General features: G+C 36.5%; 19 protein-coding genes. All 19 read right to left on the bottom strand.

Annotated features, from left to right (window positions below):
• The gene (locus RWP09_RS08085) at nt 1-1,350 is read right to left on the bottom strand and encodes a hypothetical protein (protein ID WP_314436300.1); all 1,350 of its coding nucleotides are present in this window, start codon (nt 1,348-1,350) and stop codon (nt 1-3) included.
• An 11-nt stretch (nt 1,351-1,361) separates the two neighbouring features.
• Nucleotides 1,362-1,574 carry a hypothetical protein gene (locus RWP09_RS08080; protein WP_314436297.1) on the bottom strand — a complete coding sequence of 71 codons (213 nt, stop codon included), beginning with the start codon at nt 1,572-1,574 and terminating at the stop codon, nt 1,362-1,364.
• 48 nt (nt 1,575-1,622) lie between these two features.
• Nucleotides 1,623-2,102, bottom strand: coding sequence for a hypothetical protein (locus RWP09_RS08075; protein ID WP_399553576.1), 480 nt, complete (start codon nt 2,100-2,102; stop codon nt 1,623-1,625).
• A 9-nt stretch (nt 2,103-2,111) separates the two neighbouring features.
• Nucleotides 2,112-2,483 carry a hypothetical protein gene (locus RWP09_RS08070; protein WP_235219620.1) on the bottom strand — a complete coding sequence of 124 codons (372 nt, stop codon included), beginning with the start codon at nt 2,481-2,483 and terminating at the stop codon, nt 2,112-2,114.
• A 113-nt stretch (nt 2,484-2,596) separates the two neighbouring features.
• Entirely contained in the window at nt 2,597-2,842 is a 246-nt protein-coding gene (locus RWP09_RS08065) for a hypothetical protein (RefSeq protein ID WP_314436290.1), read from the bottom strand.
• A gap of 17 nt (nt 2,843-2,859) precedes the next feature.
• A complete protein-coding gene (locus RWP09_RS08060; RefSeq protein ID WP_314436288.1) occupies nt 2,860-4,695 on the bottom strand; it encodes a VirD4-like conjugal transfer protein, CD1115 family in 1,836 nt (611 codons plus the stop codon).
• The gene (locus RWP09_RS08055; protein WP_314436285.1) at nt 4,692-5,240 is read right to left on the bottom strand and encodes a DUF3801 domain-containing protein; all 549 of its coding nucleotides are present in this window, start codon (nt 5,238-5,240) and stop codon (nt 4,692-4,694) included. The genes RWP09_RS08060 and RWP09_RS08055 overlap by 4 nt, the downstream gene beginning before the upstream one ends.
• Before the next feature lies 1 nt (nt 5,241).
• Complete coding sequence (locus tag RWP09_RS08050; protein ID WP_314436282.1) at nt 5,242-6,129, bottom strand: hypothetical protein; 888 nt, start codon at nt 6,127-6,129, stop codon at nt 5,242-5,244.
• Nucleotides 6,122-6,361 carry a hypothetical protein gene (locus tag RWP09_RS08045; protein ID WP_314436279.1) on the bottom strand — a complete coding sequence of 80 codons (240 nt, stop codon included), beginning with the start codon at nt 6,359-6,361 and terminating at the stop codon, nt 6,122-6,124. The genes RWP09_RS08050 and RWP09_RS08045 overlap by 8 nt, the downstream gene beginning before the upstream one ends.
• 10 nt (nt 6,362-6,371) lie before the next feature.
• Entirely contained in the window at nt 6,372-7,052 is a 681-nt protein-coding gene (locus RWP09_RS08040; RefSeq protein ID WP_314436277.1) for a hypothetical protein, read from the bottom strand.
• Between the two features lie 12 nt (nt 7,053-7,064).
• Nucleotides 7,065-9,854, bottom strand: a complete 2,790-nt coding sequence (locus RWP09_RS08035) for a phage tail tip lysozyme (protein ID WP_314436274.1) — start codon at nt 9,852-9,854, stop codon at nt 7,065-7,067.
• Nucleotides 9,855-9,864: 10 nt separating this feature from the next.
• Nucleotides 9,865-12,228 carry a VirB4-like conjugal transfer ATPase, CD1110 family gene (locus RWP09_RS08030; protein WP_314436272.1) on the bottom strand — a complete coding sequence of 788 codons (2,364 nt, stop codon included), beginning with the start codon at nt 12,226-12,228 and terminating at the stop codon, nt 9,865-9,867.
• The gene (locus tag RWP09_RS08025) at nt 12,170-12,544 is read right to left on the bottom strand and encodes an anion permease (RefSeq protein ID WP_050292208.1); all 375 of its coding nucleotides are present in this window, start codon (nt 12,542-12,544) and stop codon (nt 12,170-12,172) included. The genes RWP09_RS08030 and RWP09_RS08025 overlap by 59 nt, the downstream gene beginning before the upstream one ends.
• 56 nt (nt 12,545-12,600) lie before the next feature.
• Nucleotides 12,601-13,122 (bottom strand): hypothetical protein, encoded by a 522-nt coding sequence (locus tag RWP09_RS08020; RefSeq protein WP_314436267.1) that lies wholly within the window; start codon nt 13,120-13,122, stop codon nt 12,601-12,603.
• Between the two features lie 13 nt (nt 13,123-13,135).
• A complete protein-coding gene (locus tag RWP09_RS08015; protein ID WP_314436264.1) occupies nt 13,136-13,633 on the bottom strand; it encodes a hypothetical protein in 498 nt (165 codons plus the stop codon).
• 87 nt (nt 13,634-13,720) lie between these two features.
• A complete protein-coding gene (locus RWP09_RS08010) occupies nt 13,721-14,470 on the bottom strand; it encodes a conjugal transfer protein TrbL (protein ID WP_314436261.1) in 750 nt (249 codons plus the stop codon).
• Between the two features lie 9 nt (nt 14,471-14,479).
• Entirely contained in the window at nt 14,480-14,707 is a 228-nt protein-coding gene (locus RWP09_RS08005; protein WP_000402890.1) for a hypothetical protein, read from the bottom strand.
• An 82-nt stretch (nt 14,708-14,789) separates the two neighbouring features.
• The gene (locus tag RWP09_RS08000) at nt 14,790-15,209 is read right to left on the bottom strand and encodes a hypothetical protein (RefSeq protein WP_314436254.1); all 420 of its coding nucleotides are present in this window, start codon (nt 15,207-15,209) and stop codon (nt 14,790-14,792) included.
• Between the two features lie 87 nt (nt 15,210-15,296).
• Nucleotides 15,297-17,810, bottom strand: a complete 2,514-nt coding sequence (locus tag RWP09_RS07995) for a G5 domain-containing protein (protein WP_314436251.1) — start codon at nt 17,808-17,810, stop codon at nt 15,297-15,299.
• Nucleotides 17,811-17,818: the final 8 nt, after the last annotated feature.

The raw sequence follows: 17,818 nt of genomic DNA, 5'->3' as shown, positions 1-17,818 counted from the left end.
CTAAAATGAAAATTCTGGATCTTCTTTTTCTGCTACTATATCTTGTGTCTGTTCTCTCTCAAGTTCTTCTGCTTCTACAAAGCGTTTTAAATCAGGAATATGAAGCTGAGCTTGTTTTAGCTTATCATGAACTAACAAGTTCTCATCTATATGATAGACCGCTTCCTGATGGCCATTAAATCCTTTATCTAAATCAATATCATCAAAGCGGATAACAGCCAACTCTGTCAAACTTCCCTTATACCAAGCTCCAATATCACTTTCAAGATAGAATCGAACGGATTCTCTGTCTTCCGTCTTTGTATCCCGTAAATAAGCTAGTTCCCAGCTTTCTCCTTGAGAATAACCAACGACCTCTTGAATGATTAACTCCTGATTATTAGTGTCTAAAATCTGGTTAATATCTCCTAAACGTGGTACTAGAATTTCCTGAGCTAATGAAACAGCTTCTGTACGATAGTTGAAAAACTCATATTGTTCCCTATCTTCTACATAGTTCCTAACAAAGTCTGAATAATGAGGGAAATGTTCCTGAAAGCTAGGTGAAATCATCCCATAAATATAAGCTTGTTTTAATGTTTCAAACTGGGCTATTTGATAATATGAGGGATCAAGCTTGCCCTCTTGATTCAATAGTTCCTTGATATTTTCTGGAAGTTGAATCGGTTCTGAATCTGGCCAAGTTTTCTTAGAATAGTTGATTACTTCTTCGTAAAGAATGGTATCGATCTCTGGATTCTCCATTTCAAGTAAAGCATCTACAATTTGAGCATATTCTGAAAGATTGGAACGATAATCAGTAATCAAGCCATCTTTACGAACCTCCCACTCCTCAACCTGAGCATTTTCTGGAGTTCGTAGTAACAATACCTCCTCAGCTTCCGGATCAACTCCAATGACCTGATCGCCATTGGGTAGCTGATCCATCTCCAATTCCTGGATCTTAGCATCTAATTGATTATTAACCTGAAGCAAGTCTTGTTTCAAGTGAAATAATTCTTCTGCATTGGCCTTTAATTCCTCAAAGTACTCTCTGGAGATTTTTACTGGTTGAACCAATAAATCTTTCTCTCGTTGCTCTCGAGGGTAAGAAAATAAGTAGGGAGCGACTTCTTTGAAGTCCTGGTAGTTCATCCATTTTATAGATTCAGTAACAATCATATTCTGGACATCGATAACATCTGTATGAGGTGTAATCCAACCAGCTAAAGCCAACTCTTTTACGGCTTCAGATAAGGGGTAAGAAGGGATATGTTCTAAAATCCCCTCAAAATAACCAATCCCTCGTGCAGTTTCCTCCTCAACTTCACGCTTCATTCGTTTAAATTGTTTTTGTGGTAGTGTATTCATTCTATTTCCTTTCATTTCTTTCCGTTATCTGGGCCGTAAAAGGTGTCTACGATACCTGCGGAACGTAAAGCCGATTCCAATGCTGATCTAGCCAACTCAGAAGCAGCAATCGTTCTCACTTTCACTTCCCATAGTTCTTCTTCCTTCTTTTTAATTAAGCCATCCGCCCACTCATTATCTTTAATCAGCTCATCTCGCTCCTGCTTAAGTTGATCTAAATTCATTTGATTCTCCTCATCAAAAAAACAGCCATTACGGCTGCCTTTTACTGTTTAGTTATTAGAGATTGTAAGAGTTCCCAATAATGCTCCTACAGCACACACTATTAAAGTGGCTATGATAATCGGACTATAAAGAGATTTCGATATTGAAGCAATTAAAAAGAAATTAACCAGTATGACTATAAAGATAATGAACCAAATGACATTTTTGATTTCCTCACTCTTATAACTAGACTTATTTATCATTGAAAATAATATAGGTATTATAAAACCAATGATAATTAACAAGATTCCAAAAAACAAAAAGTGCCATGATATATTATTTTCATATGACATGACATTAGACGCAATTGATACATCTTTCTGATTTATCATTTTATCAATATCAAAATGATGTGTTAGTTGCTTATTTAAATTTCCCAGATTAATATTAAAGCAAATAACAACTATTACATAAATTAACTCTATCACAACATAAGGCGTACATGGACTTTTTAATACTTTAAACATTCGATCTCTATTCAAATTCATCTCCTCTATTTAAGTATAGTGTTCTTCTATATAGCGTTTCAAAATAAGATAGCGTCTCAATAACAATGAGTAGCTAAAATTATAGATCAAAATAGTCAAAAATAACAAAACTATAAATAGTGCTATAATGATACTCAGTAACACACTTTCATTCAATTCCTTAGTAGGTAATCCTGTTAAAGGTGAAAATAAGATTGCTAAAATTCGTTTTAAATCATTTGAAAAAATGATTGTTAATACTAGACCTACCAATAATTTCCAGCTACGGGAACTTCTCTCTTTTTTTATTTCTAACTCTATAAATTCTGCTAAGATTGCCTCTTTTGACCGTCGATTATAGTACCCAAAAGCTTCTTTGTAACGGCGTTCATGCCGTTTCATCCACCTTTCATAATAATTTTTTATAGTAGATATCATAGGATTAGTGTACTCCTTTCAATCATCGCTTATTCTCCATTCATTATATCACAAAATACCAAAACACATTGTGCTATCTAGTTCTTAGTTTCTAAATACCCAAGTTCATCTGTAGAAAAACCAACAATCTTATAGAAGCCTATAGCTCCAAAAGTTTCTAATAAATGAGTTTCTGCTACCCTTTTAGCTGTATTAAAATCACGAAAAAAACCTGCATGAGCAAAATTTTCATGCCAGGTTATTTTTTCGCCTTCCTGATGCAGCCACACATACTGATCCCAATTTATAGCAATTAAAACGCAATAAGAGTCATAAAATTCCATTAGATTTCCTTGCTTTCCTAACTGACTTTAAGAGGAACTTCCTCAACTTCCTTAATCCCAATATGAATAACATTTTCTTCCCCAACCTGGTCTTTCCACTCATCAATATCACTCAGATAGCGCTTGTATCGATACCAATTATCATCGTTTGGGCCATTGCTTAGGAGATTGGCTCTTGGATGCGTATCCAGGTTAAATTTTTGATCTCGAAAGACATCTTGTTTGGATAGGAAGAGTAGGGCTTCTGTTGTTCCAATCGTGGCCACCTCATGCGGTGTCAACAGTTCTCGACCAATTTTAGAGTTCTGCTTAGAGCTACTGGCATTTCTTCCTCTGCTCTCACTATAATTCTGATCATTCAAAGTTTGCTTCCCTGATCGCTCAGATAGGTACTTAAGCGTATCTAAGTCATTGGAACCTAAATAAAGAATAGCACCACAGTTATTGATAATCGTTTTTGTATTTTCTTTACCGTACAATACTTCAATCTGACTTTGAGATTGCACCATCATCTTGATAGAAATCTCTCGTGAACGAATAACTGAGATAATTGGTGGTAAATTAGGAATCTTCCCAATCTGACCAAACTCATCCGCCCACACCTGTAGATGCAATAAGTCTTCCTTGGTCTTTGTTTGATGCTCGCCTAAAATAACTGCATCTGCAGTTTTTATTAGCACATCAAAAATGGTACTAAAAAGAAGGGCAGATAAGAACTGATAAGCTGGATCCACTTCTGGAATATGAATAAAAACTGCTGTTTTCTCAATATTCCATTTTTCAATCTCGAGTGTATCCTTTTCAATAATCTTTCTTAGTTGCTCATGATCAAATACTGAGAAGGTTGTCGCAAAGATGGCATAAACAGAAGCTCGTGTTTGACCATCAAAGTTTTTATTAAATAGTTCCCACTGTCTACTAGCATAATTCCCTGGGCTTCTTCTCTCCAGATCTTCAAACATCAATTCAACAGGACTCTCCGCTTCTGGATGATTTCTTCTCAACTCTCGAATCATATCTGTAACCTGCCCTAAATTAGGTAGATAGTGATCGAGCTGACCATCAAAATAAAGATAGCCAATTAGAGAACGCATCAGGAGTTTATTAGCTGCTGGCCAAAAAGGATCACCCTCATGACCATTTTTGTTGAGAGACTCTGTAATAGCTTCTGCCACTCGGTCTATATCCATTTCATTATGAATATACCTAAAAACATTGAAACCATCTGAATTCAAGAAAGTAATCAGATCAAAAATCTTCATCTTATAACCCTTTTCTACAAGTGATTTCCCTGTTTCATGAATGAGAATTCCTTTGGTATCTGTAGTCACAAAGCTTGAGTTTGCTTGTAAAATATTCGGTTTAACAGCACTACGTGTCTTTGAATCCCCTGTACCACCATACACTAAAATATTTTTATTAATCTGATTTTCAAAGCTCAATCGGTTATTAAATAGTCCCATCTGGCTATTCTGAGTAAAGATCATATTCTTTTCAGGTTCTTCGTCTCGGAATCGCATCAATTCTTCTCTTGTCGCAAAACGAGCCGATCCATGTTCCTCCCCATACCTGTACGTACCTGTATCCGATACTCTCAAATACAGTAGAAAAGTAATCAAAAATCCGCCCATACCAATTAATAAAGAAGCTGGAGTAAATTGAAAATCGAACCAAGACTTATCGTTCAGATGATCGCTCATCCAGTTAAGCTTTCCAAATCCAAATACATCCGTTACTGAATCAGTATCTGGTGCCAACAGCCATAGTTTAAAGAACCAATGAAAGAGGTAGAATAGACCAATTCCTAACAACAAATACGGTCTAAGTCTCCGTTTCTTCTTTTCTGTAATCACTTCATTTTTCCTCCAATCTGTGGTTCGATATTTTCTGGAAGAACAAACTCCTTCGTATGAATGTTTACTTGGAGGGAAGAAATTTTCTCTTGTTCCACTGCTTTGAAATGTTGCAATTTCTCCTCAAAAGAAGTCGTTTTCCCATTTTTAAGATTTCGCTCATTGAATCCTCTAGGATCTCTTGTGATGCCTTCTAGGACATCCTTAAAGGCCTGTTCGACAACTCCTTTATCTTTTGCATTGAAAGCAAGAGTTGTCTTACCATCAGGGTGTGTATAAAAAGAAAAGCCAATCCCGTATTGGCCAAGTTCTTTTCGAACTGCCTCGAGATTGACTTCATTATGTAGTAATTGCTGGACTTCTTTCGTATCTGCCGTTGCCATGAATTTATTCCAGTCTGTCTCACCAGTAAAGAGGACATTTTCCCCTCTGGCCTGATACATTTCAACTGCCTTAGAGATCACCATGAAGAGTCCTTTTAAGATGATTTCTCCTGTCACAAGAGTTGCCCGTCCTAATTGGGCTACCACTTGTTCTTGTTCCATTTTAGCTCACCTCTTCAATTTTATAATAAAGATCCTTCAGTTGACTAGCTTGTTTCTCTTTGGCAAGAATCTGTTGTCTCAACTCATTAATTTTGTTTTGGCACTCATTAATTTCCTCGTTTGCTTCCTTAATAAACTCTTCGTTAGACTGAATTTTATGTTTAATAGATTGCTTATAAGTAACCGTCTGAGCCTCAAAGCTATCAATAACCTCTGAAGGTAAATTTACTGAAGTCACATGAGAAAGGGAGAAGGAAGGCTCAACATTACCCTTATCTTCTTTAACAGAAATAGGTCTTTTTTCTTCCTGCATTGATTTTTCAACAATAGAAACTACTTCTTGTGTAGGCATATCTTGAGAAGCTTCTACTAGTTTTTCCTCTTTTTCATCCAATCTACTGAAGTCTTCTGTAGTCCATTCTCTAGAAGAATAGGTAATTTTATCTTCCAAAGGTACTTCCTCTCTAGCCTCATCTTGAGGCTTCTGAGAAACTAGCTCAGCAATTCTTTGACGAGCTAAATTCGCCTCTTTCTTTACCGTTAGATCTTCTAGTTCAGGAGCTGGTTCTGGTTGGGGTTGAGGTTCTGGTGTGCCTAGTGAAGAGTTCTTTTCTTTATGTTTTTCTAAAAAATGAAGCAAACCTTTCTTTTTCTTTCCAGCACTCATACCAAAATTTTCCAACAACTGATCAATGATGCCAACAAAAGGTATTTCAAGACTTTCTTCTTGTAAGATTTCACCTTCAGAATTGAGAGAATAAAGTCGATAGATTCCATTTATTTTATTACTCTTCATTCGTTCATTGATGATTTCTAGCCTTGATAACAAGTCATCTCGGTACTCAAATGTTTCCTCTTGATTAGTCAGTTGATTGATAATTTTATACATGGTTCACTCCTTGGTTACTTGATTGTGCTGGAAGGATTAGTTCCTTCATTTCCTGATAGGATAAGCCACTTTCTTCTGATAGAGCAACAAAAAGCTGTGCTTCAAAATCTTTTTCTTGATTTATGTAATTCTTGATTTTTTGATCTGCTTCTTCTTTTTGTCGTTGCGCTTTTTTCTTATCTTTCCTCACTTTCTCAAGCTTACCTTCAAGTTGTTCTATTTTTTTATTCATTCAATTCTCCTTATTGGTTACTACTAGTTGCGGTTGTTGGTTCAGAAGATGTCGGTGTTGCCGTTGATATAGAGGAAACTGTAGTCGAGCTTGAACTGCTAGTATCTGAATAAGTTCCTATACTTTGTCCTCTCGCTTCAGTCAATACGATGGGCTCTATTTTATTGATCAATAGTTTCCCTGCTTTTTCTACATAGGTCAACCGAATTGTCGCCTTAGTGCTACCAGTAAGTCCCTTAGAAGCTCTATTATCTTTCTCTGTTAAGGTGGTACTAGTATATTGAACCTGAGCTAAAGCAATTTTATGTTGTTTATCAATGTATATAGATCCCGATTCAAAAGCTTGGTCAACCACATACCCCTTATAGGTCTGATTAACTGGTTTCTGTTCTTCTTGAATAGTTTCCTGATACATGGAATCCGTCATAAAAGGCTTATAGCGTGGTCGATTCTCTTCTAAATCCTTTTTGGTATAGTAAGCAATTAAAAAGTCCTCGACCTGCTGTTCAGAAAGAGAAAGTTGTTCCTGCTGTTTCTCTTCTTTATCTTGCTTCACCTCTTCCTGTCTTTGACTAGTCTGCCTCAAATTCTGTTGTACTTGAGCAATAGAATAGCCCAGAACAATACATAAAACGGCAATGAATCCCATAAAGAGTCCCTTTACCATTTTGATTAACTTTTGATTATACATTCTTTTCCTTTCTTATTTAGGGGTAACAAAATAGATGCCTGATTGTGGTTTCAAGGTACGCCAACTTGATACATATAAACCACCAAAGTTCATTTCTGAAACTAAGAAACTACCATCGCTATTAACGTACTCACAGAAAGCAACGTGACCATAGATTGGCGATGCCCCAGCTACACCATTCATGAATACAGCTGCAGAACCTGGTTTAGGAGTCGTTGAGATGTCATATCCTTGTGCTTGGCCACTATCGACCCACTGATTGGCATTTCCTAGATAGGGATAAATGCCAACTCCAATTTGAGCAAAGCGATTGTAGACATACCAGGTACAATTCCCTAGTTCATAAGCGTTACCTGAATAGCCTTGTCCTTCTAAAAGTGCTTGATCGGTAGGTAGTCCATAAGGTAGCTTATCTTTATATTCTGCTGGAACTTGCTTGCTAGAAACACCTGTTGAACCTCCTCCTTTATTTTTTAAGAAATTTAGCCATTGACGAGCTGCATTTTGTCGTTCTAGAAGCTTATTACCTGGTACTCCCAACCAAGCGTTCAAGAAGTCCTCCGTAAGAGCTTCTACGGATCCAGTAGATGTTACAATTCTTCTGAATGCTGCACGTCTAGTTGGATCATCTTCCTCCAGAAGAAATTTTGTTTGGACTTCTGCAGACCAAATATCTCCATTCACAGATTTTGCAAAATTCCACAATGCAAGAGCACGAGGGCCAGTAAATTGACCAATCCCAATTCCGATATAGTGCAAACCATTGACTAGATAACCTCTTTCATTTAAAGGTAAGGTAGGGTACATAGCTTGAAAGGCTCCCCAGTTGCCAACTAGATTTTCTGCGGTTGGCTCTTTAGCGACTTTATCAAACTGATTATTGGTTAGAAAGTCTGTTTCATAGCGTTTAAAGGTGATGGAACTCTCAATATCAAATCCTCCCAAAACGACTGCGATTCCTTCATCTGTTGCTTCTGGTATATTTTTTTTGATTGCATCCGCAAAAGCTCTTGCACGTCTTCCTTTATCTCCAGATGTTTCAATATTACTGACAACAGACGTTGCTTGGGTATATTCTACACGGTGGAAGTAAAAACCGACATTAACATAAGTCCAGCTCTTCTTAATATTCCCATCTTTATCTTTCTTGTTTGATCGATCAGGTTCTAGCTTTTGATAATAAACGGTTTGATTTCCTTCAGGTGCTACCTTTCCAATAATATCTCCAGATTTAACATGATCACCTGTTTTATAGCGAATCGTATCTACGTTCTTATACAGAAACTTGGAATCCTGATCACTAATTTCTATGTCACTCCCCTTAACTTCAACTTTCCCATCTAAAACAGCTAACAGAGACTGACCTCCTGAAGCCTGCAAAACAGAGCCATTAAAAACTTCCGTCTTCGATTTATATCCAAAACGCTCAATAATCTGAAGAGGTGCTTGCGATTCAGGTTGTTCTTCTGTATAAAATGGATTATCTAGTTCTTGAAGCAACATATATTTTCCACTATCTCTAGCAATTTCTAAGAGCTCTTTATACTCCTCTAACTCGTCCTTATCAAGCTTATAGAGATTATTTTTGGTATAAAGCTCTTCCATCGTTTTAAGATTGTCTTTATCCCCATTCAAATTCTTCCATAAGGTATCTAAGTAAAGTTTTCCACGATTCTGTTGTGAAAAATATTTATTCCCGTCTATACGAAGCTTATCTGAAATATCATCATACTTATAATTCAAGTATAAAAGCGGATCGTCAATTTTTGTCCAATAATCTACCTTGTCATTCGATTTTTCACGATCCAATTTTGAAAGATACAACCAGGTATCATTCATATCAAATTCATCTTGACGGGTAATTCCTGAACTACCTATACCAAGTATAGCCAGAAACAAAAGCAGACCAAAAGCAATCAGATAAGCCTTTAAGCTAAATGGATTTTTGATAATAGCTTGAAGCGGTTTAGAACCTACACGGTAGAACTTCCTCGCTTTCTTAGCAACTTTCCCTGTTTTAGAAGTAGCTAAGCGTTTCTTATAGGCCTGAATACGACGAGAGAGTTTTCCTTCCCAAGAAAATTCTCTTGGAGTTCGAGTGAAGCCCCTACCCTTAGCCTTATTGTAAACTCTATTTCCAAGGCTATAGCTCGATTTAACCATTTCTTGGCCAAGTTTACCGCTATACTTCCCAATCGTTTTGATCCGTTTCCCTTGAATCTGAATATCCTGATACCGATATTTAGCTCGTGCTATATCTGACAGTGTATCATCCTGATGCGCAACAGAGCTAGCCTGTTGATTAGCAACTCGTTCTACAGATTGTTTTGCCGCACGAAGAAACTTCTTCTTGCGTGAACCACCATTAGCCTCTTGAGCGACTTTAAAAGTTCTTTTAGAAGTTTTTTTCTCCAGTTTCGCCTTATCTAATTCTTGCTTAAGGAATGTCTGTTTTTTATTGTTTCTATCTAATTCCTGCTTAAGGAAGACCTGCTTTTTAATTTCCTCTGGACGAAGTGCCTTTCCTTCTTTTCCAAGATTTCTTCCTTGTTTCTGGATATTCTTGTACTCTTTTTGGATTCTCTTATACTCTTTTTGTATTTTCTTGACCTTGTTCTTAGAAGCTCGAAATTGGCTTCGACTCTTCTTTACCAACTGACGTTTAGAGTGAGTCTGAGATTGTAACTTCGTAAGTTGTTTTGCACTATCTTGTTGAACCGTTCGGTAATTCTTACGAACTTTTTCTAGCTTTCGATCTAACCTATGACCGATTGTTTTTGGTCTGCCTTTCTCCTGATCCATAGTGAGACTCCTAAGCGTCTGTTGCGACTAAGTTATACAACTTAGTATTCTTTGGTATTGGATTTTCAAAAGGTACCACAACTGGCCCTGCTACAATTAATCCTGTACCTTTAGCTTTTGGTTTGGCTAAGTAGCGAATCTGTTTATCAGTTAGATTGACAATCTCTTTTAGGATAGCCAAATCCTGGGGTTTTTGTTTGAGTAAAATCATAAACTCACTATTTGAGAGCAACTTCCGACCTTCTTCAACAGCAGCTAGTGTTTCTACGTTCTGTGTAATTCCTGTTGGAATCGCACCATATTTCCGAATACGTGAATATAACGTAGTAAAGAAGTCTGCTTGAGCCTTATTTTTAAATAGAATCTGCATCTCATCAAAGTATACCCAAGTGGTACATTTTCCTTGATTCTCTACAATTTGATTCCAGATATAATCCTGAATAACCATTAAAGCAAACGGCTTCAACTTATGAGACAACTTCTTCAGGTTAAAGATAACAAAGCGATGATTGAGATCCACGTTGGTATTGTGAGCAAAAATGTCTTGAGAACCAGTTGTATAGGTCTCTACTGCTAAAGCTAAGTCTTGTGCTTCGGGTTCAGGTTGTTCTTTCAAGACCTGGTGCCACTCTTTTAATGTTGGGGTATAATTCTCCGTCAAATAGCGTTCATAAGTCATTCCTGTTACGCGGTCAATAATCCCAATCTGTGCATCTGTCACCTCTGACAGAATCGATTCAAACAATCCCATCAACAAGTTTGCCTTATCTCCAATCGGATCGTCATCCTCATCGTCCAAACGATCCAGATCTGGTAGATCCAAAAGATTGATATGTGTTTTAGAACCAATCGAAATATCCACCATCTGAGCACCGAAAGCACGGCCAATATCAGAATATTCATCTTCGGGATCCACGATGATAACTCGGTCTTCTGGATATTTCAGTAAAGTTGGAATAACTTCTCCACCCTTTATTGTTGTAGATTTACCAGATCCTGAAGAACCTAACACAACCCCTGAACCCGTGTTCAAATCACGTTTTCGATCTAGTGTAATGATATTGTTTGATAACTGATTTTGACCATAGTAGCGAGCAAGTGAACTTCCAGACTTCAAGTCCACGTTGGTAAAAGGAACTTGCGTAGCAATATTAGCTGTCGTCATCTTTCTCATAAAATTCTTCTTCACATTCAAGAAGCACTCACCGATAGGTAGAATCGTATTCAAAGCCTCTTCTTGATAATAATAAAGATCATCAAACTCTACCCCTAATTTACGGCCAGCACGCTTAATCTTTTGTTCATTACGTTGTAATTCCTCTTGGCTCTCTGCCTTAAAATACACTGCAATCAAACCAGAGAAGATTTTCTGATCATACTCAGTAATCTCGTCTCGCCACTTCTTGGTAGCTTCTGAGATTTCTTGGTCACGACCAGCCACAACCGCATCATCAAAGATACCAGATTGAGCGGCCTTACGTTTAGAACGAAGTTTCCCAATTTCAGCATCTGTTTCTGCATCGTCAATCTTCTCTAAGATTTCAACATTCTCATAAGGTTCTGCATGGATAGTAATAGCTAATTCAAATCCTAGTGTTGTTAAATCCCGAATAAGCCGATCAGACATCCAGTTTGGATAGCGGTGGGCATAAAGTACCTTGACCCAACTATCATCTATAATCATGCGTTTTTCTTGAAATTCAATCCTGTTTGGCGCAATAAATGATTTAGTAGATAAACCTGTCAAAGCAATTTCTTTGTAATCAAAATTGACATACGGGTTACCTCGTAGTAACTCAGAAAAGACTTTTAGACGATCCAAACCATTCATATCCCTGAAAGTAATATCAGATTCCTGAAATTGCGTTCCCAGGGAAACTCCAATATCTTGCAGGATCAACTGAGCCTGTTTTCGGTCATCCGCATTCGTTGAAATAGTCACATACTTCTGTACCTCGAAGTTGTTAGCATGTGTCGTAAATCGCTCCTTGATCATCTCATTTAGCTCCTCACGATAGTCATCGTAGCCATCGTTTGTTTCTTCAAACAAGATATTCTGCAAGGAGTTATCCGATACTCGACGGTTAATGACTAAGAGCTGGTAGTTACTACCCTCATCCAGTGAATTAAGAGCATCCATCGTTGTATCGATGATACTCTCTTTTTCATCTTGTTGAGCTGTCGAGTAAGAAGCATCTCCCAACATAAAGCTACGAGAATACTTCTCACGAGCAATGTGCATCAATCCATCTTCATGTAGATGTGTGTAATTGATCGTGTTTTGCGTCGTAGGTTTCATCTGGCGACGCAAACGATCAATTTTTTTCTTTTCTGCTTTTTCTAGTTTTTCTCTTTTGCTTTTGAATAAACTCATCTTTCGTATACATTCCTACCTTTCCAAATTCTGTCTCATAGGTTCGTTGTTGGATTCGGAAAAAGAAATTGATTTTTTCTTTAATCCGCATTCTCTTAGTCATTCCCGTACCGTACATTCCTCCAGGAACGACAAATAGAGCATCCCAAAGATAGATGTACCAATCAGGTAGACCAAAGAAGTATATAGCAATTGTCCCTGAGACAGCTATTATCAAACACACGTATAGAACAAGCATTCTAGTAGTTAGACCAAATAGAATTGGCTTGTCCTCATTTTCAAATTCTCTTAAAAATTCTGATCCAATTTTTTTCAATTAGTTTCCTTCCCATCAAAAAAACAGTCCGTTTAGAACTGTTAGTGTTATGTCATTTATTTATCACGTTCCTTTACAAGCATAGCTACAGGAATCTCATCAAGCGAAATTCTTCCATCTATGATAGAAAAACCAAATTTTTGGTACAAATAATCTCGACGTTGATGATTTACCTTGTCTACTTCGTCTACAAAAGACAACTTTCCAACAATTTTAGTATTTACTCCAAATAATTGACTAATATGAAGAAGAGATTCCCTTAATAATAGACTGCCATATCCTCTATTAGGATCCCTTATAAGAAAATCCCTTATTACCAATTGTTTAAATAATCCATCATGATGACCATAGAGGGCTTGAAGTTGTAACTGATGAGCGTATTTAGTCTTTCCTTGACCATCATCCAAGCTAAAATAAAGCATCTCAACCTGTTTTTTATAATTTAGGTTATAGCGCACCGTGATAATAATACGTCTATTCTGAATAGTCTTACTAAAAAGAATCATTCTTTCACTATAATTCGATTCTTCAATTCTTGGCAAATCTCTATTAAGAATGCTTAACTGTTTCTTTAACAATTTGATTTCATTCTCATAACCCCTCAGTGTCGAATAGGCTTCTGTTAGCCGCTTTTTGTTCCTGAAAATAGCATTCAAAGTTTTCATCTCCTTTGAAAACCATTTTACCACGAGCCATATATTTAATCCACTGTTCCAAACGGTAAACATACTCTGTTTGACTGATACTATCGGCTATAACACAGTGCTTTATATCTTCCTGAAGAAGGGTAAGAATTCTCATGCCATAAAAAGCATCTTGCTTAGCTTCTGCGTAGCGCCAAGCATAAACATATAGTTCATCACCGTAACTACTCATCCGAACAGCACGAGGAATCTCAGATACCTTAACTTTACCATCCAATATCCACTCCAATAAAGGCTCCGATAATAATTCATGTTCATAGGCAAACCAAGAAAGACGTGTTATTTCTTGTTCAAGAGAAATTATTTTATCCTTCAACTCTCTTGTCCCATGTTGCTTTTGTAAATCATTAAATTGTTTATTTCCTATCTCTTTTAACGTTTCCATCGATAGTCACCTCTTTCTATAGAAAACATCCACACGATTCTCTAAACATAGGTAACATCAATTAATTCTAATTTGTCTACACATATATTACACTCCTAAAAGTTGCTTGGCTTTTCGACTAGATCCAACCATTACAAAGATATAGATAACCCCCTTAGCAATTGAAGCAAAGGCCGTCCCCCAAGAATCACTGGAACCAGTCGTAACCTTTAGAAGATCTGCTGCAACAATCGAATCGTATACAACAGAAACAATAATTAGGATGACACCAATAAGGGCAGAGGCTGCAAAGTATTTCAAGAAGTTAATCGTAACAGATCGCAACGAATCCATCATAAAGAAGGCTACTAACAATGGAGCTAAAGCCTTAAGCATATACAAATCTAAGTAACGTAGGAAAACAATAATCCCTAAAATTACGTTAGCCACTCCACCTATAGCTTTCCCTACTAAAGTAATGATAGCTTTTTCAATCATTCCTTTCCCACCAGAAATATTAGAATCAATGGTCGTTGTGACTGTTGGTGCCACATGGGCAATTACCTTTACAATAATATTAAGTAATTCCAGAATGGCATCACAAATTTGAGATGAGGCAGAGATCATGATTAAGGCAAATAAATATTTCATTAAGGCTTCTAGCCAAATCTTCTGTGTTAACGCTCCCCCTCTCGACTTGACCATTTGTGACCACGATGCCATTTCAAACCAGAAAAAAAGACCTAAAAGGATATACCCAATAGGTCTGACTGCATCAGCCATCATATTTACAGCTTGGTTTGTCGCAGAGCTGTAACTGGAAAGAGAACTAGTTAGCTCTCTAATATCTAAATTCATAGGCTACTCCTAAAATTTTAGCTGAGACAGTGATGCAACGACTGCGGCCGCAATCCCTGCAGAAGCAACGGCCAAGAATGCACCATTAATCATAGAATCAGAACCATCATCTTGTCTTTGCTTATCTTTATTCTTTCTTCCTTGAATATAATCAACCGCACCATTCCAAATCCAGATAAGACCTGTGATTGTTCCAACTACGCCGAGACCAGTAATAATTTTTGTAATAATTTCCATTTTATTTTACCTCTTTTAATTTCTTTTTTCTTTAATAAAAGGCACTGCAGAGATTTCTACAGTGCCAAACACAATACTATTTTTATAATTCATCAAATTCTTCACGATAAATCGTCCGAACAGTAGCTACTAGAATACTGAGACCAATAATAACTGGAACTTCAAAATTCGGATATGGGAAAAATAACCCTCCTCCTTTTGGTGCATCAACCACTTGACCAGCATTAATAAGTGAATCATGGGACATTCCTAAAATATGCGGTGTATACCATCCAAAAATATTATCAATTATGTTTTCGCTTGGAAAATTGAATAGATGGTGAATAATTGCCATTCCGCCAATCAATACGATTGTTATACATATTTTAGCTATAACCCACAGAATAAACATACCAATAGTGGATTTCACAACATTAATACACCAAAGAACGATATAAAAGGGAGCTGTAAAAATTCTAATAATAGCTATCCATAACCAAGAAAAATCACTCCCTAATTTCATAACTCTACTCCTCTACAATCTATCGCAATTATAGCATAAATCGACAACCTTAACAATATTTTTATATTGTTTTTACATTATGTTTTACTACTTTTTATTTAATTTTCTATAGATTATTACAGAGATTCCTAGTGCTATTCCAATGATTCCTGTCAAAGTCAAGAAATTGGATAAACTAGTTCCCGTATTAGGTAATATTTTTTCAGCTTGGGTGCCTACTTCAATAATTTCATTGATAGGATCTACTTTTTCAAGACTCGGTTTGTTTTCTTTTACCTCTCCAGTATCTGGATTAAGATAATAAGTTGTCGTAATTGTTTCTCTACCTTTAACACCAGCTTGAATAATTTTTTCTTCACCTTTCTTTAAATCTTTATTTTCTCGTTTTTCAGTTTTAAATTCTGTTTCCCTAATTTCAACTTTGGGCTTAGTCCCTACTGAAATAACTTCGTCTACAGATTCAGTTTTTTCAACCTTTGGTTCATTTGCAGTCACTTCTCCTGTTTCAGCATTAAAGCTATGAGTAACAGTGCTTGTTTCATGACCTTTGCTACCTTTTGTAACAACTGTCTTTTTACCTGCTTCTGATTCCTTATCCTCAACATATGTTGTTTTATAATCCAACCCTTTAGTTGTGACAACAGGCTTTGTCCCCACAGAAATGACTTCGTCTACAGATTCAGTTTTTTCAACCTTTGGTTCATTTGCAGTCACTTCTCCTGTTTCAGCATTAAAGCTATGAGTAACAGTGCTTGTTTCATGACCTTTGCTACCTTTTGTAACAACTGTCTTTTTACCTGCTTCTGACTCTTTATCCTCAACATATTTTGTTTTATAATCTAGTTCCTTAGTTGCAACAGCTGATTTGCTTCCTCTAGCTACTACTTTATCAACAGCTTCTTTGAGGACTTCCTCTTTTATAGATGGTTCATCTTTCGTTCGAACTCCTTTTTGAGTTACATAGGTTTTAGTAGTTCTTTTAACTCCTGGAACACCTTCAGTTACAATTTTTTCTTGTCCAAACTCTAATTCAGGATCCTCTGTATAAACAGTCTTAAAAGCTATACCAGACTCTGCAACATCTACATCTTGCCCCTTTGTACCTTTTGCAATTACTTTATCCACGGCTTTTTTAAGGATTTTTTCTGTGGTAACTGGTTCCCCTACACGTTTACCTGATTGAGTAACATAAGTCTTTGTTATTTCTTTTTGACCTACAGCACCTTCAGTTACAACTTTAGTCTGTCCAATTTCTAACTCAGGATCCTCTGTATAAGTTGTGTTAAAAGGGATGTCTTCTGTTTTCACCTCAACGTCTGATCCTTTAGTTCCTCTAAGAACAATGCGATCAACTTTAGGTTTTGTAACAGTAGTTGAAATAACCTTACCATCTTTTAAAGAAACCAATTGTGAACCTTCACTACCAGCTTGCTTTTCTTTCTCTTGACCAGCAGCCAGCGATGGATCCTCTTCATATTTGGTTTCAAAAGCAATTTTTTCAGGTCTAAGAGTATTGATTTTTTCATCTACTTTTTTACCATCTACTGTTACAGAACTGCGAATACTACGTTCTACAGACGGTGTGCCAGTAAAGGTATAATGAACAGTATAAGAACCATCATCCAAATCACCTGACCAAGAAACGGTATTATCTGTGATAGTTAGAGGAGTTTTTTGACCATTAGGAGAAACTAGTTCTGCTGAAGTTAATGTCAAGTCTGCTTCAGGACTAATAGAGACTGTTCCTTTTTGTTTCACAGAAACTTTCTCTTCTTTGATTTCCTCAACAGCTGTTTTAGCAAACTGAGCATTAATTGCTTTTTGTCTTTCTGATTTATTCGTAGATGCATTAGATATAAAAATATTACTATGACCTGCCGCCTTCATAGCTTCAACAGATTTACTATCTTCATTGGTACCATAGGTGACGGTATAAAATGTTTTAGCATGATTTTTTGCCCAGTTCGCATATTGAACATCGATTTCTTCGTTGGATTCCCATCCATCAGTAAACTGAATTATTGAAACATAAGAGTTCTTTTTTCCACTATAATTATCGTATATTTCTGAAAAACCTTTCCCGATACTATCCTCTGTTACATTCCAGTCTCCTTTTTTGAATAAATCTTTAAACTCATTCCTTATTCTTAACACACTAGTATTAGCTTGCTCATTTTCTAATAATAACTTAATAAGATTTTTCTTATTCATCGGCTTTCCAGATGCAATTTCAGACCTTTTAGCTTTATAAGAATCTGCAAAATTCGAATCATAACTAAACAACCAAATTTGATCGTCATCAGACATTGTTGAGACCAATGACTTCAAATCTGAAAGTATTTTAGTTAAATTAAATTCATTCGATGTTGAAAAATCTAACACCACCAATAAGTCCATAGGTTTTATCTTCTTCTCTGTAGTTCGATTGATTTCTTCTCTAGACTTAGCCGTAAAAGTTAGGGTATTACCATTTACGTTACTATTCTCCTGTGCATAAACACTTGTAGTTTCCACAAACGGTGTAACAACTTCAACTAAATTCGCAAATCCTAGAACTGCCAGTCCTAAGATTACGCTACAACGCTGTTTCCATTTTCTCATAATTTTTT

It is taken from the genome of uncultured Streptococcus sp., from assembly GCF_963521255.1.
In the GTDB taxonomy this organism is placed as follows: Bacteria; Bacillota; Bacilli; order Lactobacillales; family Streptococcaceae; genus Streptococcus.
The sequence above is the reverse complement of the archived record's forward strand: the minus strand, read 5'-3'. Positions and strand labels throughout refer to the sequence as shown.